Source organism: Photorhabdus hainanensis (assembly GCF_018448965.1).
GTDB classification, from domain to species: Bacteria; Pseudomonadota; Gammaproteobacteria; order Enterobacterales; family Enterobacteriaceae; genus Photorhabdus; species Photorhabdus akhurstii.
In genome coordinates this window covers 1-21,037 of record NZ_RCWD01000033.1, presented here as the reverse complement: position 1 = coordinate 21,037, position 21,037 = coordinate 1, and the positions used below count along the sequence as shown (strand labels likewise).

Below are 21,037 nucleotides of genomic sequence, written 5' to 3'. Positions count from 1 at the left end.
ATAATCGGAGGATATTTTATTTAGTAATGAAGTTGATGGTTATTTTTATAGTGCGATATTAATTTCTGCAACTATTTTTATTTAGATTGAATATTAGCTTGAATTTTAGGTACATATAATAACTGATTATCTTCTATTACCTTTTCGTTCCATTCGGTTCCAGAGTCGCCAATTACCTCTTTGCGCTGCTGTTCGGTGGCGATTCGCATATTACCCGTCCCGGTTGCCGCTGAAGGTAAACGCCCTAACGTTAATGTTTCTAAAATATTATACGCTTCATCACCCAGAGGCGCGCCATTGTTCTGCCAACGCTTGTAAGTACTGGCAAAATTCTTGAAATGTTCCGGTGATAGCCAGTGGAAAATCATGGAAAGATGTGCCGGGAATTCAGCTAAGATCTCCGTTTTTACCCACGCCTCCAGTTTATAAGGATCGACTTTATCATTCTCAATAAGTTGACGATTAATTACCACACTGACCATAAATGAAAAGCGGTCAGCCAACGCGTATTTTTCATTGGAAAAGTACCAATGATAACGCCATGCGTCTTCTGGTTTTGGAAAATTATATTGTTGGCCCGATATTTTTTTAATTAATATCCGGCCTTTAATGCGATCAAATTCCACAACTTGTGCTTTAAGTTCATAATCGGTAGGAGAATCACTATTAGCTAATATTGTTGTCGGCGGTCCATCGGGGGTAATAACATATTTCAGCGTGATTTCATCATTGACTTCGATCATGGCAGGGAAGGGACTTTGGGTGCTGGAGGTGATCCAACGTTCATCTTCTGTTCCCGTTTGATATGTGTCACTGGCATAAACCAGTTGGTAATCCATATCCTCCATCCATACCGGGCTATTACACCAGCGTAAATTACCTTGCTTAAACGCTTGTTCCACACGGTTTAAATTGCGCTCTAGATCGGTGCTATTACGGGTGTTAAGAGAGAAGGCGTCTCCTGTAATATCGGTAATCATTTGGCCTCGTAATATGAATTTTCTGTCGCCCTCAATAATAATCAGATTAATGACCTGCCCGTGCAATAATTGGTCCGCTGTTCCTTTCTGGGTAATGATTAATTGATGATTTTTAGCATTTGGCTCACTTTTTATTTCCAGATTATCGGGTTTTTGCTCACTATCGAATTTTTTATCAGGTTTTATCGATAATAGCTGAAGATGTTCAATCAGATAGAAAGGCAAATTAGCCAAGTTGGGGTTGTCTTTAAAACATTCTCCACCTAAGCCAATGCGGGCGGCAATCCGTTTTTGCAGCGCTGACACTTTATCAACACGAATATTATTACGCTGATAGGTCAGTTCAGGTTGTTGCGCCAAATAACCGCGCTGAGTAGAGAGAAAATCCAATGAATCCAGAGTGAGTGGTCTGGCCGCACGATGGGTGCCAAAATATTCCAATAAGTAATTCAGGATTGATAATTCTTTTGCATAATTTTGTCGATGGATACCGTCATCATTATTAATTTGGGAATCATTATTTAGTTGTTTGATTAAATCAGGCATGAGCTCCTGATGGACTTTCTGACCAATAGTATTAGCTTTAAAAGGCCATTGTGTACCATATACCGCATTTCCCCGTTGTTTAAAGGCTAACAGTTTCGGCAAAATAGCAAGTTCAGCGCAGCCGTTAGCCAGTATCTGTTCAAAAGGCAACATAAATTGGTGCAAGTGTACTTGCTGCTGAGTTTCCGCGTAGGTCTGTAATCCATAGCAGGCGGGTAATTTATTGCTGATTGGATAGTAGTCCAGAACTTTACGATGTTTGCCCCAGTTTAATAGTTCTGGTTGTGTCTGAATTAATGGTGCAATAATAATTTTGTTCTCTATGTCTTGTTTAGAGACGGCGACTTTTACCCCGCCTTTGGCGGTAATAATGAGCGGGCTTGCTGGTGAAGTCATTAAGCTTAAGGGATCACTGCCCCATAGCCTGGGATAATATCTTTGAGCGATTGTCCAGGACCAATTATCGTCCGCCAACGGAGAAATATTTTCATCGTGTTTGCCTAATGCTAATTGGGTAATACTTTGTACTCCGGGGATAGCCAATAAGCGATTAGCCAAATGGCTGAGTTTTAATTCTGTCGGCTTGGTGTAATCTTTGGCCGTCGGTAATTCGGGTATCCAGCCGTGATGTAAATAAGGTCCCGCGAATATTTCTTCATTACTGTAGCCTAATTCTTTCATGGCCTGAGTGGTATGACGTAACGGTTTTGCCAGTACTGTCTGTGCGGTTGTCATATAGACTTTAGCGAAGATGTCAGCAATATCTTTTACATCATCATCCAGCTCAATAGCAAGCTGCAACAGGAAATCCGTCGGTTGTAGCCAGATAATTTTACTGACGGATTCCCCTAGATTACGGTTATTTTTTAAGAAAGCCGCCAGACTCTGCTGTGCCAATACCTTATCGGCCTCAGTTTCCCGGTTAGGGAGTAAATAAAGCCAGTAATTGCCTCTCAGGGTTAACTGTTGGCTATCTGGCGTCTGAATGAAACTGTATTCACGTTTCTGTTTGTTATACCAGTACTGATAACGTTCACTTTCAGGTTCACGAACTAGCTGCACATCGTTAAAGAAAAAATAACCTTCACTTTTGTCGTTAATATTATCGCTGCTATGTAAATCCAGTAAGGCGCGGCGATAATCTTCCGCGGTAATGGGGCCGCAGGTCAGCATTTGTTGTGGGCCGAATTCTTGTGGAAAAATGCCATCGTTCGGTGTCTGTTCTTGTTTTTCGGGGGTAAGCAGATCGCGCAGGGGTAGCGAATGACGATAGGCCAGATCAGATGCACCGTAACAACCGGCTTCTAATAAGGTAATACCGGGATCATTTTCTGCTGTATTGCTCCAGAGTTGCCCAGACTGTTGCTCAATCACTGTCTTGGCTTGAGTGAGTAGGGTTTCAAAGGCGATATCGTCTTTAACGGTGGGAAACAGGGCATCCTGATTATTCATTGTTTGCTCCTTTATTAGCGGAACTCTTTTCTGACCAAACTAAAATCAGTACTTCATTATCAGCGGCCTCTACGCTGTCACCGACTGCTCCTGCGGTTTGGGGCGATTTTTTCAACGTTAAGTTAGTGACCCGTTCCACTAAAGGTGACTGCTGAATGGTGGCTAATAACGGGTAGTAATCAATGCGATTACCGGTTGTGACGCCGATAGCGCTATCTTCTGCCCACGGCATATATTTTCGGCTGAGTTCCTGCTGTAACTGATGACGGCCGTAGTCGGGATTAACCCCTGCGACAAATACCAGTTGATAGCTGATCAGCACGTCAACGTATTTGGGATTGTCGATTTTGAGGGTGGTCCAAGGGCTGCTTAACTGGCTTATCCAGTCGGCCATTTCCGCCAGTCGGGCCGGATTCAGGATCGGGCGTAGCGCATCGTCGTTATCTTTGTAACGACTGTTAGGGATCACAACCAGTTGTTGCGTTTCTGGGGCTGGGATTTTTGTTAGTTCATTGGCGGAAGGGTATTTGACATCAAATATACTGATAAAATTCTCTTTCAGTAGCGTAACGATATTATCCCAACTTAAAGCACGGTTACGATGGGACAACCGGGGAGGAATTCGCTTGAGAAAAGCGGATTCTGTTTCTTTCGGATGACCGTTCCAGGATGCCCAGGGTTGCGTCACACGGTTAATGGCGCCGGATGCGCTGACGGTCTGCTTGATGCTATCGGCGGCTAATCCATTGATAAAGTGATCATTTTCAATGACTTCTGAGTTGATTAATGTAACGGTGGCGGCGTTATACAGTATGCCTTGCATTTTTGGGTAATTCTCAGGGGCGGTCTGTTGAGTGATCTCTGCTTTCAACCAGTATCGTCCTGACGGCATTAAGGCTGCCTGATTTGACGCGTCTTGTGGCAATAACGTACTCCATATTCCCCGGTCAAACAGGTTGTGAGTTTGGTCGTGAACCAGTTGATTTAATGGCTGCCAGGTGTTTTGTTGATTTAGATAAGACCAGAATAGCGTAAGTTGCTGAACACCGACCAATTGCCAGTATAGGGATAAGGTTTGTCCCGGTGACACGTTAGTGAAACCCAAATAGAGTGCGTCATTGGCGAATGAAGGCGTTTCAGCGTTCGCGTTTCCCCAACCGAAAGGCGTGAGAGGATAAACGGTGTATTGCTCGGTTTTTACTTTAGCGCTGAATGTGATTTGCAATGCGCTGATTTGTGGGGTGTAGGGTAAATTTTTACCGGTCGGATCTTGCCAGTATTGGGTGTGCATAAAATCTTGGTCAGCCAATTCTATGCGCACTGACGCGGGCCAGTCATTAGGTGATGGGCTATCAGATACAGAGTAGTCCATTGTCGGTAAGGTAAAACTCAGGCTTTGTCCTTGTGGCGCATCGGTTCCGCCAAATAACGATGGGGTTCCCGTGAGCTTTTTTCTTTCCTGAGGCGTGACTAAATAGCCCTGGACTTTAAACGCGCTATTATCCGGTTCAGGGGTGTACCCTTTATACCACGCTTTAAAACTTTTTGTCGGCAAGCCAACCCATTGCGGAGTCAGGGTAAGCGTCGCGTTTTCAGAACTATACCATTCAGGGGCAACCAGATTAAAACCGGAACCCAATGAGGGATATTGACCAAAGGGGAAACTGGTTTTATCTGTTTGTTCAGTTCCGCCATCAGAGGCATAGCGCACACTGCGGTTGCCGTTGATATTGATTTCAATTCCGGTAATTTTGGGCAAAGTGGGTTTTTGAGTCGTGCCTAATGTTAATACCGGTACGTCGAATGCCATGCCGTCAAGGTTATCTGGCGGGCTGATAGGATCAGCGGTGGATGATAATCCTAGTTCAATATTCTTTTTGTCGATAAGTTTTACCGACAACGATAACCAGTGATCTTCTGCACTGATTTTAGCGGTGAGATGTTCCGCTTGACCTTCCCAATCATTTTCCAGCGTCAATGTGATATGGCGTTCTCCGGCGGACATCGCAAATAAAGAGGAGGTAATTAGATAACCGGATAGCACCGGCATATCATTAGCTGTCGGGCTAAAAAGTCGGATACCTTTTTCAGGTAATGCAATGTTATCCGAAAGATTAAAAGGGATTGCCGATTGCCAGCCATTGTTGCCGTCTTTCCGATACCAACGCAGGTCGGTCAGCGCCCCTTGATTCGCCAATAAATCCGTGTCTGACGCATACTGTAACGAATTGCCGGCGCTATCTTGCCCGGCATCAAACAGCGTGCCTTGTGTTACTAAAAATTCCGCGTTATCCGTATTCAGGACAACGCTGATGGCGACACTATCCGCTTGGGCGTTTTTAGGATTCAGTCCCAGTAATTCTCGATAATAAAGATCACGGTGTCGTGCCGGGAAGGTGTTTAATAAGCGTTTGGTTGTTTCCAGTAGTTTTAAAAAAGCCAATATAAAAGCCTGATGTGGCGGTAAAAGGCCGTTGGCTTGATTAACTTGTTGGTAAATATTGGCTAATTGTTGAGGACTATTTTTTTGAATAAAGTAGAAACTGTCCCAGAACTGTTTTTTATCTTGATCGAAAGGGATGATTGCGGCGTATTTTTTAAGCCAGTTTAAAATATCCAGCGTACTTCTTTCATCAAGTTTAAATGCAGTATTTGGCACAATAGCGGAGAGTTTATTATCTAACTCGGCCTGTCCCATATTGACACCACCTATTATTTGAATATATTCCTGATCAATTTTCAGGAGAGCATGGTTATTTAGAAATAAGGTTGAAGGGAGGATTTATCCGGCAGTGACGCTATATTGGCTAGCAATAAAACGGCCTTTTCCCATACTCGGCGTTGTCACATCCGGGCCGCTCGATGGATTATTCGCCGGTTGTGTCGGGGTGAAACGGGCGGTAAATTGTTGCCCGACCACGATCACCGTGGCGGTGCTGCGACAAAAGTTTGCCTGCTGACTAGCATCCAACTGAGCAATAGTGACCATTCCCATACCGGGTATCGGGTGGCTAGGGGTAATATATTGCGCCTGAAATTGGACCTTTTTTTCGTCACCCACAATGGCGATCTTTTTGCCTTGGATCTGGGCGTGCCCGCTGCCTCTGATGGTCGCCGGCCCTAGAAGGGTGACTTGCCGGTTGCCGAATAACGGTTCAAATAGCAGATTGTCGCCATCCACTACCAGTTGTTTACTCATAGGTTCACCCACATCTGGCCTTCGCTGACCTCAAGGATGCCATCAATTTGTTGGTTGATTTCGCTGCCTCTCAGGGCGTAAGTCACTTGAACATGTAGGGTATTGGGCAAGTCCGTTCTCTGATTGACCTGAATTATCGTGATTTCCGCGCGTGGTTCATAACGCAATACCCGTTCTTCAATTCGGGTTTGGATTTCTGCTATCAGTGCATCATTGATATTGGCAAACAGATAATCATTCAGGCCACAACCGTAATCTTCACGCATAATCCGTTCGCCGGGTTCAGTGAGAAAAAGAATTTTCATGCTTTGGCGAACATTTTCCGCGCCTGCCGCCATTTGGACACCGGTGGGTATTTCTGAGTGCGCATTATCTTGGATAGAAAATTGTGGCGGAAAAGCCCAACCCCGGCCATAAATATCGGCTAATATGCTGTCTGTCATTTTGCTGTCCTATTATTGTGTTAAATTAATTTTCGCACCTTTAATATCGACGCCGGACTTTCCTGTGGCTGACAGGGATTTTTCCGCCTGTAGGTTAATTTCCTGACCTTTGGTGATAATATTCTTGGCCGAATCTAGCGTGATATCTTTATCCTGTTGCAGAGATAATGAATGTTTCCCGCTATTAAGAGCGGCAATTTTATCTTGATGATTGAATATTAGTTCTTGCTGATTATCCCCTTGTTTAATGACCAAGGTTTTTATTGGGTTTTTCTCACTGGGTTCTATCGGTGTTTTATTTTTCGGGTTGTGCATAGCGCCTAATATCACCGGGAAGCGGGGATCGCATTCAAAGAAACCGATAATCACTTCATCCCCCGGTTCCGGGTAGAAACAGAACCCGCTTTCATGACTGGCGTAAGGTTTACCCAGTCGGGCGAAAAGTGCGCTGTTGGTTAAATTCAACGCCGGTATCCTGACCGGAATTCGGTCCAGTGACTGCTTGTCTTGTTGGTATTTCTCCACAATCCCCACATGCAGTTCTTTAACCTGCGGGACCGCCGGTTCTGTCTCCGGCGACAAACCCAGAGTTAACCGGGTACGCCAGCCTTGCCGTTGATTGATGGTCTGACTGACGCCGGTGATAATACCTTTACCATCCATTCCCTGACCAAAGCCGCTTAACGCCAGAACATCCCCCGGTTGATAGCGGTTATCCCCTGCAACTTCAACATTGCCGGAGACGTTATCACTTCGCAGGTTATTCAGGATGCCTTGCGCAAGGTATTTGGCTTGTTCATTATCTTGCGGATAACTGAAAACCCATTGCCATGCCTGATCGGTCAAAGTCGCCAGACTGTCTGGCGCGAGTTGACCACTGCCAAGCCGACTGTTTTTTGCCTGAGTGGCCTGAGACAGTTTTTGTTGTGCGATATCCCAGGATTGTACGCTCACTGTTTTGGGGTTGTGCCGGTTATCCCATTGCAGATCTGCCTCAAACAGCACGATGCCTTGATCGCCGGCACGTTGTTTAATCGTGTGCGCCGTTGATTGATTGAGTGATTCCGGCGTCGCCAGCGTGACCGTTTCGTTACCGGGTAATAACCAGATATTGGTGGCGGCCAGCCGGTTTTTTAAGAATTTCCAGTCATGGCAGCGAAACTGGACCATCTGCTCATGCTCAGTTTTAAGCTGAGGCGCCTGTTTGATCGTGACGGGTATACCTGCCTGACTGAATAGTTTTCTGATAATGGCTTCATCACTTTGTTGGCTGAATAACTGTGAATGGAAATTGTCAGTAAGTTTTTGCAGTGGATGTTTCGCCGTTAGGGTAATCAGACTGTCCTGACCTCTGAGCTTAAGCGCTTGCCGAACAATGATCCCCTTAAACAACACGGTTTTTTGCACTCTCACGATCAGTTCTTGATTGGGCCGACAGCTGGTGAGTTCAGCTTGCGCTTTAGCGGCAAAAATCGCGTTGGCGTCACCGGCTACGTTAAGGGTGATGTTGGCGGTGGGAATACCGTTGATTTGATGGTTGACGGTCAGACTAATGACAGAAAATTGGCTGAGAGTTTTTCCCGCTATTTTAACGTCTATCACCGGTATCTTCATGCGTCCCCCTGTGCCTGTAGCGTTTGCCCGGGGGTGAAATCATCAAGATTATCCAGATTGTTTTGCCAGGCGAGGGTGAGGTAATCAATGCCGCCTGCCAGAGAAGCCCCGGCGCCTAAGGCGATTAACGGCAGCGAGAGCATATCGGTGACGCTGACTGCGGTGATCGGCGGTGATTTTAACTGCTGTTCCGTGGCTTGAATAACAAAGCTTTCGTCCGCGATCAGCGATAAAGTGGCGCTGGCTCGCAGCGGGGTGGCGTCCCGGTCAAACAGGGTGTAATTGATGGTGAGATCACTAGCCCGGCAAGCGAAATAACCTTTGTTTTCCCAACGCATTTTGCCCCATTTGATTTTGAGGAAGTGGGGGACGCTGGTGCTGGCATCCACCGTACACAGGGCTTTCAAGGTTGCGAGTTGGGTTTCTACCGGGATATTGTTGCCCGGCATGGTGGCGTCAAATAGCAGAACTAACGTCAAACCGGCGGGTTGTGATAGCACATAGCGGCTGCTTTGGCTGGCGTTGTTAACGCTTTCATCCTGTTGGTAGCGGGTTTGATAATCGAGCTGAATCCCATCAGGGTTATACATTGCCTGTAAGCTGCCTACGGAGATTTTCCCTTCCCGGTCTTTAAAGGCGGTCAGGGTGAGTTTGGACAGGCTGCGTTCAATTAAGCTCATAATAGCCTCCGGTTTCACGCAACGCCTCTAATACTTCCCGTTTGATGATTTCGATCAGACGGGCGTTATCCAGCGTCTCTTGGGCTAATGTCTGTGGTGTGATGGGATTGCGTGTGATGGGATTACTCTCGGAATCAGTCACTTTAGCCCGAATAATCAGCTCCTTAATTTCGACGGTCATACTTTTACTCCTAACCAGCGCATATCTTGATAACGCAACTCCAGTGAGTTCACCAAAACGGTGTTGCTATTGGCGTCAAAGTCGCCGGTGGACCAGCGCACCGGTAGCGCGTTGCTTAATGTCCAGCTTGCCACGGGTAACGAATTTTCATTCAGCAGCATAATCACGACATCGGCATAGACCGCTTTTTCGCCACGCAGGACGCGATCAAACACCAGCGTGAGTGGTGTCACGGTCATCACGCCACGTTCCAATATCAGACTGCCATGTTGGATTTTTTCGGCCAGCCAGGTATTTCTGGCGTTTTCCCCGCCCTGGCTGTGTTGGGTGGTTTGCAGCTCGCGGCTCAAGCCCGATATCCGTTGAAAGGCGATATCCAGTGGACTGGGAATGTTGTTAAAAAGAAAACTGGCGATAAAACGGTGTGACACTGCCGGGGTGTAGAGGTTGTTCATATTTTGCCTCTGTTTAACTTTTGTTTCTGTTTAACTTAGCGGGTGGTACCGGTACAGGTATCGAATGTCAGGCTTAGCTCAATAAATTCGGCCGGAATTAAGACTGAAAGGCTGATTTTCATGATCATTTTTCCGGCCCGTATATCGGCTTCACTCATCGATTCACCCACACCCAATAACACCTTGAACGCCTGTCCTTCTTGGGTGCCTCGTAGCCCGCCGTTTAACCATAATTGACGTAGCCAGTTGTGGGCTTGTCCTTTGAGTTTCATCCAAGTGATGGCGTTATTGGGTTCAAAGACGAAGGCGCGACCTAGTAGAGTCATATGGGTTTCGATATAAGAAACCAGACGACGGATTTGGATATAACGCCAGAGGGAACCGGGGGTATTGTCCAACGTTCGGCATCCCCAGATCCGAATACCTTTGCCGGGAAAGCTGCGCGCCAGATTCAGCGAGGCGCCGTCCGGATTAAACAGTGCGTTCGCTTCAATATAAGAGTGGACCGGGCTAATCACTTTGGCTAAGGCAATGTTGGCCGGAGCGGTCCAGACGCCTTGTTGGTTATCGTTACGCTGGATGACGGCAGCCACGGCGGCGGTGGGTGAAAGCACGATAGGGTTTTGCGCATTATCCTGATAGGCGCTTTTTAACAGCGGCCAGTATACGGCGCCCCATTGTCGATCCGCGGAAGAAAACTGTTTTAAACACTCAGCGGCTAATGTGGGATTGTCTGGGGCATCCAATAATCCCATGATACCGCGCCGGCTCTTGCAAAGATTGAGCGCCGATTGCCAAAACTGTAACCAAAGATCTCTTTGAGTATAGGAAACCTCTGTCTGATTAAAGCGAATAGCATCCGGGGTGATAATCAGGGTAATGTCGTCCTCTGCGGAAATCGTTTGTGCCAGCCACGCTTGTTGCAGCGCAGTGATCAATGACGGAAAATCGCTTAATTGTTTCTCCGTACCCAGTGACAGTACATAAGCCTGTTGACCGCCGTTTTCAAAGAAATGGCGAACGGAATAGTACATTAATCCTGACTCAGGAAATGACCGGGCGAAATCGGCCAGACTGTTAAGTTTGATAGCCGTTTTATTGACCAGCGACGAGGTGTAACCAATAAAAACCGGTATACCGATAAACGTGTCATCCTGTTTTGGGGATATCAGATTTTCTGTGACGGTGACGCTCGGCTGTGTTATCTCCATTATCGTCTCCTTAGCGACTGAATAGACGCGGCATTTAACCGCGTCTCAGTACGATTACTGTGCTACATGTTGTGAAAACTGAAGGATAATAAATTCAGCCGGACGTACCGCGGCCATCCCTACTTTGACAATCATTTTCCCTTGTTTAATGTCGTCGTCAGACATGGTGATCCCTTTACCAATCTGAACAAAATAGGCTTCCTGCGGTTTATTTCCCGCTAATGCCCCTTGTTGCCATAAGGAGTAGAGATAGTTGTCAATGGCTGACTTCACGCGTTCCCAGGTAGGCTGGCTATTGGGTTCAAAGACGGCGGTGCGCATGGCTTGCTTAATATCCCGCTCTGCGCTGTTAAAGAGACGTCGAACCGGAATATAGCGCCAGTTGTCATCATTTTGCATAGTACGTGCGCCCCACACCACAAAGCCCCGCCCATTGAAATAGCGGATAGCATTGATGCCCTGTTGATTCATGGTGCCTTGTTCATCGTCATTGAGTCGTTCAGTGACATCACTGATACCGCTTAGCACGATATTCGCCGGGGCTTTCCAGACACCACGGCTGGCGTCAGTGGCACAATACACGCCTGCCATCACTGCACTGGCAGGAATAGTGTTGCCGTTGGCGGCTATTTTGCCCTGTATTGCTTGAACCGCTTGTTGGTAGACAGTTGGGTTTTTCTCTTTGAGTTGCGCCAGATTGGTGATTGCATCGAGTTTTGTTTCTGCATCTTCATAACCTGAAACTGCAATCAGGCTGTCTTCCACAGGAATAAGTTGTGAGACTTTCACCGCCGGATAGTAAGTTGCGGTTTGTGATTGCACATTAATGCCGGGTATGCTGGTTTTAGTTTGGCTGTCAGCGATCAGAAAATAGCCGGCATTCAATAATGCGGGGGTTAAGCTGTTGTATATCGAGCTCTGGTAAGAAGAATCCTGTTCAGGGCAGACGATTAAAGTAATCTCCAGAGCTTGCTCAATTAACTCAGGGATTAATGCCGAAGTGGCAGTATCTTGGGGATTAGCAACCGGCAGGATATAACAAGGTCCACCGCCATTTTGAAAATAAAGTTTTACCGCATCACTACTTGTTGTGTAGGTACTGACAGTCACAGTGTAAGTGTAACCGGAGCCTGTATCATTTGCGTTAAGAGCGATATCGGTAGTCGCGACAACTGCTGCATCGCCTGCAACTTTCTCGGAAGGCGGAGTGGGAGACGGTGGTGTTGGCGTTGGTTTAGTCGATGTGATGGCGATTGATGTAATACAACCGACATTAAATAGATTCGTAAAATCCAGCCAGCTACTAACACGTACCGCTTTTGGGGTTGTGCTGGTTTTTTTAGGTTGGAAACGGCCAATAAAAACAGGTATTGCGGTATTCCCGTGGCTGACAGAGAGCGATAATGACGCATCTTCTTCAATATAGACGCCAGGATAAGTTGGTGTCGTTGGCATGCTGCCTCCAATTATTGTGCGATATTCTGCGTGAACTGCAAGATAATGAATTCGGCTGGACGGACAGCGGCCATGCCGATTTTGACGATCATTTTGCCCTGCTTGATATCGTCATCAGTCATGGTGACGCCTTTACCGATTTGAACAAAATAAGCCTGATCGGCTTTGTCGCCCATCAATCCGCCTTGCTGCCAGAGGGAATGGAGATAGTTATCAATGGCCCGGCGTACAGCTTCCCAGGTGGGTTGGCTGTTAGGCTCGAACACCGCGAAACTCATGGCGTTTTTAATGTCCCGTTCCGCGCTGTTAAACAGGCGACGAACCGGGATATAACGCCAGTTATCGCTGTCTTCAAGGGTTCTGGCTCCCCAGACCAGCGTACCGCTCTTAGGAAAGGTACGGATCATATTCAGTGCTTTACCTTGGTTATATTTCCCTTGTAGGTCGTCGGTCATCGGATATTTAGGTTGTAATCCGCCCTGAACAGGGACATTGGCGGGAGCTTGCCAGACGCCTCGGCTATTATCGACACTGGCATAAATACCGGCCATGACAGCACTAGGTGGAATATCAATGGAAGCTTTATTTTCTCCCCACTCAGCGGTCAGCCAGGGATAGTAAACTGCGGCATATTGAGTTGCTGAATAAGGCTTAAGTACATCATCGGGTGTTTGGGTTGAAGTTATTTGAGTTTTAGGGCCGTCAAAAATGGCGAATAATCCTTTGCCTAATTGACAAAGTGTTCCGACGGCGGTTGTGATCTCTTCTCCGGCGGCAACCAATAGCGTGACATCATCAAGTACCGGCACTTGCTTTTCTAAATCTTGCGTTTTGACGAGATAACCATATCCACCGCCGTTAATAAAATAGGCGCGCAGTGCGATATCGAGTTTATCGGAAGGATTAAATTGTCCACCTTTTAGTGTCAAATACTCCAGCCAGCTACTGACGCGAATATAGGGCTTACTTGATATTAATGAATTATTATTTGCGACGGCAAAAACAGGTACTGCCGTTGCACCGGAACGAACAGAAAGGGACGGTGAAGCGTCCTCTTCAATATAAACGCCGGGATAAGTTGGGGTTATTGGCATATTGCCTCCAAGTTATTGTGCGATATTTTGCGCGAACTGTAGGATGATGAATTCGGTCGTGATGAGCCATGCCAATATTGATCATCATGTGTTAGCGCATGGATAATTGGCTATGTCAGACGATTATCTTCTGCAATATAAACATCGGGATAGATCGTTATTACCGAGGTATTAAGGTGCTTGAATAGTGACCCGATCCGCGACCAGAGCAATTTCTTGAATGGCAATATCATTGCTGGTGGCGTCAAAAGAAGGGGAGGTGAATGACGTTGGGAAGGCATTTGTCACATTCCAGGTCATTAGAATCTCGGTACCGGTTTCGTTGGTCAGACTAATTGCGATATCTTTTTTCTCAACTTGATTAAGTTGAATAGCATTAATCCAGTCAAAAAGCTTAGTATCGCCAGGGAAGACGCCTTTACGCAGGGTAATATTGATCGCTTGACGCTGGCCCGGCATTTTATAGTAATTACCGGTACCATCTTTATATTCGATGACGTCATGAGAGATATCGAGTCCGGAAACATTGTTAAAAGGGATTTTCTCATCACCGAGAGAGACAACAAACCGATAAGCAGGAATTGGATAGTCAACAGCAATTTGTTCTGGAGTTATAGCCATGATTGTTTCCTTGATTGTTTACATTTGAAATATAAGGAAAACGTCTGTTATTTTGTTTTCCTTAGTACCTAACGATTGGGTATAGCTACCGCAACAACCTGATTTACATAGGTCTTTATTCGTATTAACGGGTTTGTTCAATGATTATTTAAATCACCTTTGATAAAGCGAGGTGATTATAGAGAATGGATTTTTAGGCGGTAGCATCAATTAATAATGATATTTATTTTTAATTGATGTGGCAGGTTTTAGTGATTTCATGTATCAGCGTTAATTTACTGCTTTCTGTAAACATGAAAATAAATAACAGGTGTGATTTTTATGTTGAATAATATCACGTGGTTATGAGATTTTTCATTGTCAGGTAGTTTTGTGCTTTAATAATTTCCATTATAAATTAATGAACAGACAAAAAGATAATTGTAAAATAATTAGCTATGAAATTAGTTAGAATGTTTATTGGGGTGAAAAGAGAGAACAGCGATTTCAGAAGCATGTGGATTCAAATCCGGTCTTTCGCTTGGAATGTAAATGTGCGGCTTCTATGCGTTTTGTGCATTGACTCAAGCATTTTTATGCCGATAACGTATCAAAAGTAAGTTTGTTGGACGTTTGTTCAAGTTCACTCTGGTGATTTCCATCACCGTTTCACGGTCAAGAGTCATACCTCGGTGACTGTTTTGCCAGTCACCGTAAGATTCTCTTTTAACACGAATCGTTGAATACTGATGAAGAACTCTCAGCACGAGTTAGTGGCGTATTTGTTCAAGTTCGTTCTGACTCAGACCGGTGGTTCTCATCACCGTTTCACGATCGATTCCGCTGTTCAGCAATGCATGAGCAATTTTTAACGTTGCCTCCTGACGTCCTTCCTGGCGTCCTTCCTGACGTCCTTCTTGGCGTCCTTCCTGACGTCCTTCTTGACGTCCTTCTTGACGTCCCTCCTGACGTCCTTCTTGGAGTCCTTCTTGACGCCCTTCCTGACGTGCTTTATGTTCTAATCTTTGCGCTATTGTCATCAGTACCTCCTCATACCTCGGGGACTGTTCTGCCAGTCGCCGTAAGATTCTCTTTTAACACGAATCGTTGAATACTGATGAAGAACTCTCAGCACGAGTTAGTGGCGTATTTGCTCAAGTTCGTTCTGACTCAGACCGGTGGTTTTCATCACCGTTTCACGATCGATTCCGCTGTTCAGCAATGCATGAGCAATTTTTAACGTTGCCTCCTGACGTCCTTCCTGGCGTCCTTCCTGACGTCCTTCTTGGCGTCCTTCCTGACGTCCCTCCTGACGTCCTTCTTGGAGTCCTTCTTGACGCCCTTCCTGACGTGCTTTATGTTCTAATCTTTGCGCTATTGTCATCAGTACCTCCTCATACCTCGGGGACTGTTCTGCCAGTCGCCGTAAGATTCTCTTTTAACACGAATCGTTGAATACTGATGAAGAACTCTCAGCACGAGTTAGTGGCGTATTTGCTCAAGTTCGTTCTGACTCAGACCGGTGGTTTTCATCACCGTTTCACGATCGATTCCGCTGTTCAGCAATGCATGAGCAATTTTTAACGTTGCCTCCTGACGTCCTTCCTGACGTCCTTCTTGGCGTCCTTCCTGACGTCCTTCTTGACGTCCTTCCTGACGTCCTTCTTGGCGTCCTTCCTGACGTCCTTCTTGACGTCCCTCCTGACGTCCTTCTTGGAGTCCTTCTTGACGCCCTTCCTGACGTGCTTTATGTTCTAATCTTTGCGCTATTGTCATCAGTACCTCCTCATACCTCGGGGACTGTTCTGCCAGTCGCCGGATAAAACCCTCTGGATCGGCGGTATCTCCCGCCTGTAATAAGTAGTTTAGCACGCTTCTTAGCTGCTCTTCCGTATGGTAATCATACGCCAGCAGTATAGACAGTTTTTGCAGTGACTCCATCATATCACGCTGCCAGATATGCTTTTGCACCATTTCTAGTAGCGCGACCCGTTTATGTGTCAGGATTTCATCATCCGAAATTACCGTCACATCTACCAGCGGGAATGGACCGGAATAAAGCTCCTTCGCCAGAGTCGGATCATCGAAGCAATCGAGCCAATTGGTACTCCAGGGATACGGCTGTATTTTCCCGTGATAGAACAACACCGGAATGACCAGCGGCAATTTTTCATGTCCCTGCTCCAGATGCCGTTGCATGGCTGAAATACTGTAACGCATTAATCGGAACGCCATCATTTTGTCCGGGGAACTCTGGTGTTCGATCACGCAGTACACATAACCGTCACCTTGCACCGTTTTTAGTGAATACAAAATATCGGAATAATGCGCACGCAGATTATCTTCAATAAACGACCCTGATGCCAATTGCAATGTATCCAGATCACAAACTGCCCGTAATGTCGCAGGCAAATGTATCTCTAGAAAGTCTCTGGCCGTATCAATATGACCTAGAAACTGTTTGAAAATGGCGTCATGTGGCGTTGGTGTATTTTTTTTCTTCATAGGCGGATAATAGCATACTTTTTTTATATTGAAGGAATATTAAGCAAGAAACTGAGCGGACTGTGATGTCTTGAATTTCCTTCTTAATCGAAGTTCAGGTTAATTATCAACATAACTTGTTACTGGATTGGTATTGGTATAAAAGCGCAAAGCCTGATCATTGCGACTAAAACAATAGCCTAAAATAACATGGTAATCCGGGGAATTAATAATTTCTTCCATCTCCTGATAGGTAATTTTTCTGACATCTTTGATATGTATTGGTTCACTTCTATCATATTCACCTTTTCTATCATCTTTGTCTTCATTAAAAAATAGCTTTTCACGTAAGTCTTTTCTTCTGACTCCATTAGTATTAGCATCTCAATTGAACCCAAAAGCGTCACCGTGAGATCCCGTTAGGATTAAAATCGGTTTACCGTCATAATGAGGATTGGACATAATCATTCTTATCGGGTGATTTAAATCATAAGCTGTTATTGCGGTATCTGAACCATAAATTTTTTTACCATTAAATGATATAGAATGCCAATTTTTTCCACTGGCATTTCTTTTCTCAAGTTGCTGTTTGGTTAAAATAACTATTTTAGGATCATGCAACTGTGAAACTCATTAGGTATATTAGGTTGCTTACTAAAAACAGGACTTCTCATATTGCTGCTGCATAAATTATCAGTTTCTGATGCAGCTTCAGTCGTTCCAGTCATATGAAATTTAGGGTTGAAAAGTGAATAGGTGGAAATTTCGCTTTGATGGTCTGTTTTGGCTGCTTGGTGTTTCATTGAATTTGTTTTTTTATTTGCGTAGCTATCTTTTTTATCGAAAGTGGAGTACATGTTATCACCTAAATTTTCATTGAAATGTATATTATGGGAAAATGAAGTTTAAATTGTTGTTTATATTTTACTTTAATTTAAGAATTGATTTGAACAACTATCAATATATTAATAGAGATATTCTATATCTAGCCATTATTTCTTTCCTCCTTTTGTGTGAGCCGAAAGTGTAGGGTTTTTATCTCTGGTAAATATAATTTGGTGTTTGAAATTATATTTCTCCCTCATTTTATTTAAATGTTCCTGCATAGGATTAATACTGAGGTGAGCATCTCCTATGGAGACAACAAATGTATGATTTTCTTTTTCAGAGGCATGTTTTGCAATTTTCTCTGCTAACGTTGGGTTGACATATTCATCACGCCATGTACCAGAAGTAAAATGGAGCATTTCTGGCGCAACGTTTCCCAGCTCCCCTTTACTGCCAGCTTTTGCCATAATTTCATTTAATTCATTACCTAATTTTTTGAAATTAGGTAAAAAGCTCTGAATAGCAGTCATATAGAATTCATAAAATGAAGAAATATCTTTTTCTGTTAACTTCGTTGGTTCACTTATTGATGTCATCGATAGATCAAACATCTCCTTCATGGCGTTGGATAATGCTGAATCCTCCCATCCAACAATTTCAGCCCGCCTATTTTTATTCATGAATGGCCATGATTTTGCCATAAAATCTTTTGGTATATACTCTGCTTTATTTTTATTTATCTGTTCATCTGTTGCTTCAATATAAAGTTGAAGTGTGCCAGCATCAAAACTGCTATTAACATCAGGTATGTTTTTTGCGTATTGAAATGGTGGTTTATTATGACCATCACCGGCAATAATAATCTTAGGCTGTTTATTTGAGAATATTTCTTCTACTCTTTCTGGAGTCAGCTCTGCCTCTTTATCACCTTCATAAGTAAACCATTTGTTACGAGGATCGGCAGGTGTCACGGAATTGGAATGATTCTCTAGTTCTAACTCTAATGAATTACTTTCATCATGAGTTGCATTCTTTGACTGTAATGGTGGTCTTTTTTGCTTTTCTTTCTCTTTATATTCATGTTCCATATTATCACCTGTTAGGCTGATGTCAGAAATATATTTTAAAAGTGATATTTTTATCCTAAATTATGATGCGTTTGGCAAGGAATTTTCAGCCTTGCCAAATGTCCTGTCATATGTTTTTAAAATTTCTATAGGCGCATCTTTATTTGCGACAAAGCCTGACTCACTTTCACTGCCTGGTGATAAATATTTTGATTTTATTTTAACAACTACTCCATATCTGTTCCTTGAGAAACGATCAAATACACTTTCATCTACTGAAAACTCTGGCAAATATGCGCCTTTTCCTACTTGTTGTCGAACGTTTTCTATTGTGGGGGACGGGGTATTGATATTGGCAGGCTCTCCTCCTGCACTATTATTCTTATACATGTTGAAGGCTGTGTTGCTGCTTACTCCACGATATAAAATAAAAGATACCTCTGGGTCTATTGCTTCATTAATAGATTTGGCTATTGTGTGATATTCTAACGTCTTAAATTGACCGGAAATTATGTCATATGGCAGTGGGCCATCCTCATCTTCATCTGAATCATAATTATCATCATCGTCAGGAAGTTGATTATAAGCTAAGAGGCGTTGTGAATTATCTTTTAGCCATTTACTCTTATCAGATTCATCAATTATTTCTTGATCTTTATATATAGGCATAACAGCTCCTTAATATACTAGTGAAATAGGGAAATCCTTGTTTTTATGAAATTGCCAATTGATATTTGTGTTGTTAATGGATTAAGTTTATAACATAGAAAACTCAAATAAACATATTAAAAATAATTATTTTTAATAAATAATTATTTGTTAGATAAGTGATTGGTCGTTATTTTTGTTGTTCTAATATAAGAATTAATTTTTAATTTCAATTAACTTGTCAGCATTTTCTTTAGAAATAACAATACCGACGCCATTTATATTAACAATAGCCTCTTGGCTGTTTTTCCATTTGGTAAGCGTATCTTTTATATGTGGTAAATAAGTTGCACTAGTAATGCCGGAAACTTCAACAATAATATTTTGATTTTCTAAGTTTTGATTATTTTCTGTATCAGGCTCGGTTGTCAGATCCACTTTAGCGTAGACCTTACCTCCTCGCTTGAGAAGCCCGAAAACAAGGATTTTTCCGGCTAAACCTCGCCTGCGTTTTTCCTTACGTTTACCCCCGAAATAGCTTTCGTCTATCTCGACTTCGCCTTCAAACATGGAGTGTTCATCGACATAATCAGCGATAAGGACTCTGAGGCGGTGAAAATAGTAATCTGAAGTCGTTTTGTTGACACCCACTAACTCTGCCGCAGTGCGGGCTGTAGCCCCTGCCACAAAGAGTTCCTAAAGACGTTTTTTGTTTGTATTGGCTAATCCGACTTTTTCTCATTTGGATATCCTAGATCAAGTTATTTATCTAGGACAGCCCCTTATTTAATTAAGCCCTGCCTGATATTACCGATTCTTGCAACTTATTAATATCGAGATAGCTATCTCGGATATCAGGTTAGGCGCTATAAAACGGCGGAGAGTGTAATTCGGACAGGCTATAACAACCGTTTTTTGAGTGAATTGATAACCTTAATACTATTACCGTTCTTGCCAGGGGAAACGATAGCATCCTCCGACAATACTTTGACGCTCACTTGGCCGTTATCATTAGCTAACAGCGCGTAGCTATAACCGGCTCTAATAGCGGGTTTTCCGGGTTTGATTTCATCATAGTTAAAAACGCTGACATTTTCTGCGGTATTATCAATCACAACCGCCTGTTTCCCCATATAGGTAATAACACTCTGATCATACTCTGCAAAAATATTCACTAAATCGTTATTTTGTTTATTAACTGCAATTGGTTTGCTATCCGATAAAAGCGCTTTATGACTCTGAGCGGTAGTGACAACACCATCCTGGCCGGTTCTCCATTCATCATCGCCCGGTTTTTGGCCGGTATGATAAGCAAAGAAATAATTATCCTTCACGGCATACACCATAGTACAACCGCTTAACGCTCCTGACGTGACAATGACCGGATACCCGGGCCGAATATCTCGCAAGGCAATTTTTATTCCCACAGTTCCCGATGCGCCATTAACCACATTAATACCGGTAATATTGTGGTCTAATTTATTTTTCCCCCAATGCTTTCCTATAGCTCCTGAACCCGATTCTGAAGAGGTTACTTGGTCCCCACGAAATCCCGTAACAACATCATGAAAAGGGATCTCCTGACCAGAGTCACTATTTCTCAAAGAGCTAGCCTGCTCAAGCTGATTATTGCTATCATAACGATGTGCTATCACCGGTATATCGATTGGCGCATTATCGCTACCCACTAATAATCCCTTTCTCTTGAGAGGAGAAATATTCCCTTTATTAAGCTTATTATTCGCGGTGAAGTATTTTAACATTGATAATTCCTCTATAATAATTAAATTTTTTACCTTTAAGATTTATCTGATAATGATTGTTCAGATAATCTGATACTACGAATATAAATATTCCTGATTACCATCGAATCTCAGCTAGCTTGAGTAAATACTCAGGTATAGGTGCTGCCCGGATACATGAATAAATAAGCTGTTCGAATGTTTTTTTAAGGTTAAAGCGCCAATTGAACCTGAAACAGAATTCGGCAAGATAACGAGGTAAATACTTTTTGCTAATCGAATGATATGTTCCGCGTATCGAATTTTTTACATTACTTATCATTGTGTTAACCCACTGAAAATAAGGAAGCTTAACACT

The 21,037-nt window shown here is 43.8% G+C and carries 18 protein-coding genes and 4 pseudogenes; all 22 read right to left on the bottom strand.

The genetic code is table 11. The features are described 5' to 3' along the window. Window positions 1-77: 77 nt before the first annotated feature. On the bottom strand, window positions 78-2,978 hold the full coding sequence (locus EAE92_RS17935) for a hypothetical protein (protein WP_214069067.1): 2,901 nt from the start codon (window positions 2,976-2,978) through the stop codon (window positions 78-80). Further along, window positions 2,971-5,676, bottom strand: coding sequence for a baseplate J/gp47 family protein (locus EAE92_RS17930; protein ID WP_214069066.1), 2,706 nt, complete (start codon window positions 5,674-5,676; stop codon window positions 2,971-2,973). The genes EAE92_RS17935 and EAE92_RS17930 overlap by 8 nt, the downstream gene beginning before the upstream one ends. 84 nt (window positions 5,677-5,760) lie before the next feature. After that, window positions 5,761-6,177: a hypothetical protein gene (locus EAE92_RS17925; protein WP_214069065.1), complete on the bottom strand. Its 417-nt coding sequence runs from the start codon at window positions 6,175-6,177 to the stop codon at window positions 5,761-5,763. Continuing rightward, on the bottom strand, window positions 6,174-6,620 hold the full coding sequence (locus tag EAE92_RS17920; protein WP_214069064.1) for a GPW/gp25 family protein: 447 nt from the start codon (window positions 6,618-6,620) through the stop codon (window positions 6,174-6,176). Before EAE92_RS17920 ends, EAE92_RS17925 begins: the two co-directional genes overlap by 4 nt. 12 nt (window positions 6,621-6,632) lie before the next feature. Continuing rightward, a complete protein-coding gene (locus tag EAE92_RS17915) occupies window positions 6,633-8,234 on the bottom strand; it encodes a phage baseplate assembly protein V (RefSeq protein ID WP_214069063.1) in 1,602 nt (533 codons plus the stop codon). Continuing rightward, the gene (locus tag EAE92_RS17910; protein ID WP_040149145.1) at window positions 8,231-8,914 is read right to left on the bottom strand and encodes a CIS tube protein; all 684 of its coding nucleotides are present in this window, start codon (window positions 8,912-8,914) and stop codon (window positions 8,231-8,233) included. Before EAE92_RS17910 ends, EAE92_RS17915 begins: the two co-directional genes overlap by 4 nt. Further along, window positions 8,901-9,095, bottom strand: a complete 195-nt coding sequence (locus EAE92_RS17905; protein ID WP_214069062.1) for a DUF5908 family protein — start codon at window positions 9,093-9,095, stop codon at window positions 8,901-8,903. Before EAE92_RS17905 ends, EAE92_RS17910 begins: the two co-directional genes overlap by 14 nt. Then, a complete protein-coding gene (locus tag EAE92_RS17900) occupies window positions 9,092-9,550 on the bottom strand; it encodes a phage tail protein (RefSeq protein ID WP_214069061.1) in 459 nt (152 codons plus the stop codon). Before EAE92_RS17900 ends, EAE92_RS17905 begins: the two co-directional genes overlap by 4 nt. A gap of 35 nt (window positions 9,551-9,585) precedes the next feature. Then, entirely contained in the window at window positions 9,586-10,761 is a 1,176-nt protein-coding gene (locus EAE92_RS17895) for a phage tail sheath family protein (protein ID WP_214069060.1), read from the bottom strand. Window positions 10,762-10,815: 54 nt separating this feature from the next. After that, window positions 10,816-12,216, bottom strand: coding sequence for a phage tail sheath family protein (locus EAE92_RS17890; protein ID WP_214069059.1), 1,401 nt, complete (start codon window positions 12,214-12,216; stop codon window positions 10,816-10,818). 11 nt (window positions 12,217-12,227) lie between these two features. After that, window positions 12,228-13,310, bottom strand: coding sequence for a phage tail sheath family protein (locus tag EAE92_RS17885; protein WP_214069058.1), 1,083 nt, complete (start codon window positions 13,308-13,310; stop codon window positions 12,228-12,230). A gap of 171 nt (window positions 13,311-13,481) precedes the next feature. Then, entirely contained in the window at window positions 13,482-13,931 is a 450-nt protein-coding gene (locus EAE92_RS17880; protein WP_214069057.1) for a phage tail protein, read from the bottom strand. A 749-nt stretch (window positions 13,932-14,680) separates the two neighbouring features. Then, window positions 14,681-14,995: pseudogene (locus EAE92_RS17875) on the bottom strand (ISNCY family transposase); the annotation flags it as partial. Window positions 14,996-15,048: 53 nt separating this feature from the next. Next, window positions 15,049-15,339: pseudogene (locus EAE92_RS17870) on the bottom strand (ISNCY family transposase); the annotation flags it as partial. A gap of 53 nt (window positions 15,340-15,392) precedes the next feature. Continuing rightward, window positions 15,393-16,415 (bottom strand): Rpn family recombination-promoting nuclease/putative transposase, encoded by a 1,023-nt coding sequence (locus EAE92_RS17865; RefSeq protein ID WP_214069056.1) that lies wholly within the window; start codon window positions 16,413-16,415, stop codon window positions 15,393-15,395. 99 nt (window positions 16,416-16,514) lie between these two features. Continuing rightward, a pseudogene (locus tag EAE92_RS24715) lies at window positions 16,515-17,015 on the bottom strand (hypothetical protein). Beyond that, window positions 16,997-17,251 (bottom strand): hypothetical protein, encoded by a 255-nt coding sequence (locus tag EAE92_RS17850; RefSeq protein ID WP_214069054.1) that lies wholly within the window; start codon window positions 17,249-17,251, stop codon window positions 16,997-16,999. Before EAE92_RS17850 ends, EAE92_RS24715 begins: the two are co-directional and overlap by 19 nt. 135 nt (window positions 17,252-17,386) lie before the next feature. Continuing rightward, window positions 17,387-18,310 carry a hypothetical protein gene (locus EAE92_RS17845; protein ID WP_214069053.1) on the bottom strand — a complete coding sequence of 308 codons (924 nt, stop codon included), beginning with the start codon at window positions 18,308-18,310 and terminating at the stop codon, window positions 17,387-17,389. A 60-nt stretch (window positions 18,311-18,370) separates the two neighbouring features. Continuing rightward, on the bottom strand, window positions 18,371-18,958 hold the full coding sequence (locus EAE92_RS17840) for a DUF4765 family protein (RefSeq protein WP_214069052.1): 588 nt from the start codon (window positions 18,956-18,958) through the stop codon (window positions 18,371-18,373). A 390-nt stretch (window positions 18,959-19,348) separates the two neighbouring features. Beyond that, window positions 19,349-19,679: pseudogene (locus tag EAE92_RS17835) on the bottom strand (IS1595 family transposase); the annotation flags it as partial. A 157-nt stretch (window positions 19,680-19,836) separates the two neighbouring features. Further along, a complete protein-coding gene (locus EAE92_RS17830) occupies window positions 19,837-20,700 on the bottom strand; it encodes a cytotoxic necrotizing factor Rho-activating domain-containing protein (protein WP_214069051.1) in 864 nt (287 codons plus the stop codon). A gap of 97 nt (window positions 20,701-20,797) precedes the next feature. Further along, window positions 20,798-21,037: transposase (locus EAE92_RS17825; RefSeq protein ID WP_214066812.1), on the bottom strand; the 240-nt coding region annotated here is incomplete at its 5' end.

Bases quoted from the DNA above. Each gene is read 5' to 3' on its own strand.
- EAE92_RS17935 (WP_214069067.1), bottom strand. From the start codon at position 2,978: ATGAATAATCAGGATGCCCTGTTTCCCACCGTTAAAGACGATATCGCC.
- EAE92_RS17880 (WP_214069057.1), bottom strand. From the start codon at position 13,931: ATGGCTATAACTCCAGAACAAATTGCTGTTGACTATCCAATTCCTGCT.
- EAE92_RS17830 (WP_214069051.1), bottom strand. From the start codon at position 20,700: ATGTTAAAATACTTCACCGCGAATAATAAGCTTAATAAAGGGAATATT.
- EAE92_RS17850 (WP_214069054.1), bottom strand. From the start codon at position 17,251: ATGTACTCCACTTTCGATAAAAAAGATAGCTACGCAAATAAAAAAACA.
- EAE92_RS17925 (WP_214069065.1), bottom strand. From the start codon at position 6,177: ATGAGTAAACAACTGGTAGTGGATGGCGACAATCTGCTATTTGAACCG.
- EAE92_RS17895 (WP_214069060.1), bottom strand. From the start codon at position 10,761: ATGGAGATAACACAGCCGAGCGTCACCGTCACAGAAAATCTGATATCC.
- EAE92_RS17865 (WP_214069056.1), bottom strand. From the start codon at position 16,415: ATGAAGAAAAAAAATACACCAACGCCACATGACGCCATTTTCAAACAG.
- EAE92_RS17890 (WP_214069059.1), bottom strand. From the start codon at position 12,216: ATGCCAACGACACCAACTTATCCTGGCGTCTATATTGAAGAAGATGCG.
- EAE92_RS17840 (WP_214069052.1), bottom strand. From the start codon at position 18,958: ATGCCTATATATAAAGATCAAGAAATAATTGATGAATCTGATAAGAGT.
- EAE92_RS17910 (WP_040149145.1), bottom strand. From the start codon at position 8,914: ATGAGCTTAATTGAACGCAGCCTGTCCAAACTCACCCTGACCGCCTTT.
- EAE92_RS17920 (WP_214069064.1), bottom strand. From the start codon at position 6,620: ATGACAGACAGCATATTAGCCGATATTTATGGCCGGGGTTGGGCTTTT.
- EAE92_RS17900 (WP_214069061.1), bottom strand. From the start codon at position 9,550: ATGAACAACCTCTACACCCCGGCAGTGTCACACCGTTTTATCGCCAGT.
- EAE92_RS17885 (WP_214069058.1), bottom strand. From the start codon at position 13,310: ATGCCAATAACCCCAACTTATCCCGGCGTTTATATTGAAGAGGACGCT.
- EAE92_RS17930 (WP_214069066.1), bottom strand. From the start codon at position 5,676: ATGGGACAGGCCGAGTTAGATAATAAACTCTCCGCTATTGTGCCAAAT.
- EAE92_RS17915 (WP_214069063.1), bottom strand. From the start codon at position 8,234: ATGAAGATACCGGTGATAGACGTTAAAATAGCGGGAAAAACTCTCAGC.
- EAE92_RS17845 (WP_214069053.1), bottom strand. From the start codon at position 18,310: ATGGAACATGAATATAAAGAGAAAGAAAAGCAAAAAAGACCACCATTA.
- EAE92_RS17905 (WP_214069062.1), bottom strand. From the start codon at position 9,095: ATGACCGTCGAAATTAAGGAGCTGATTATTCGGGCTAAAGTGACTGAT.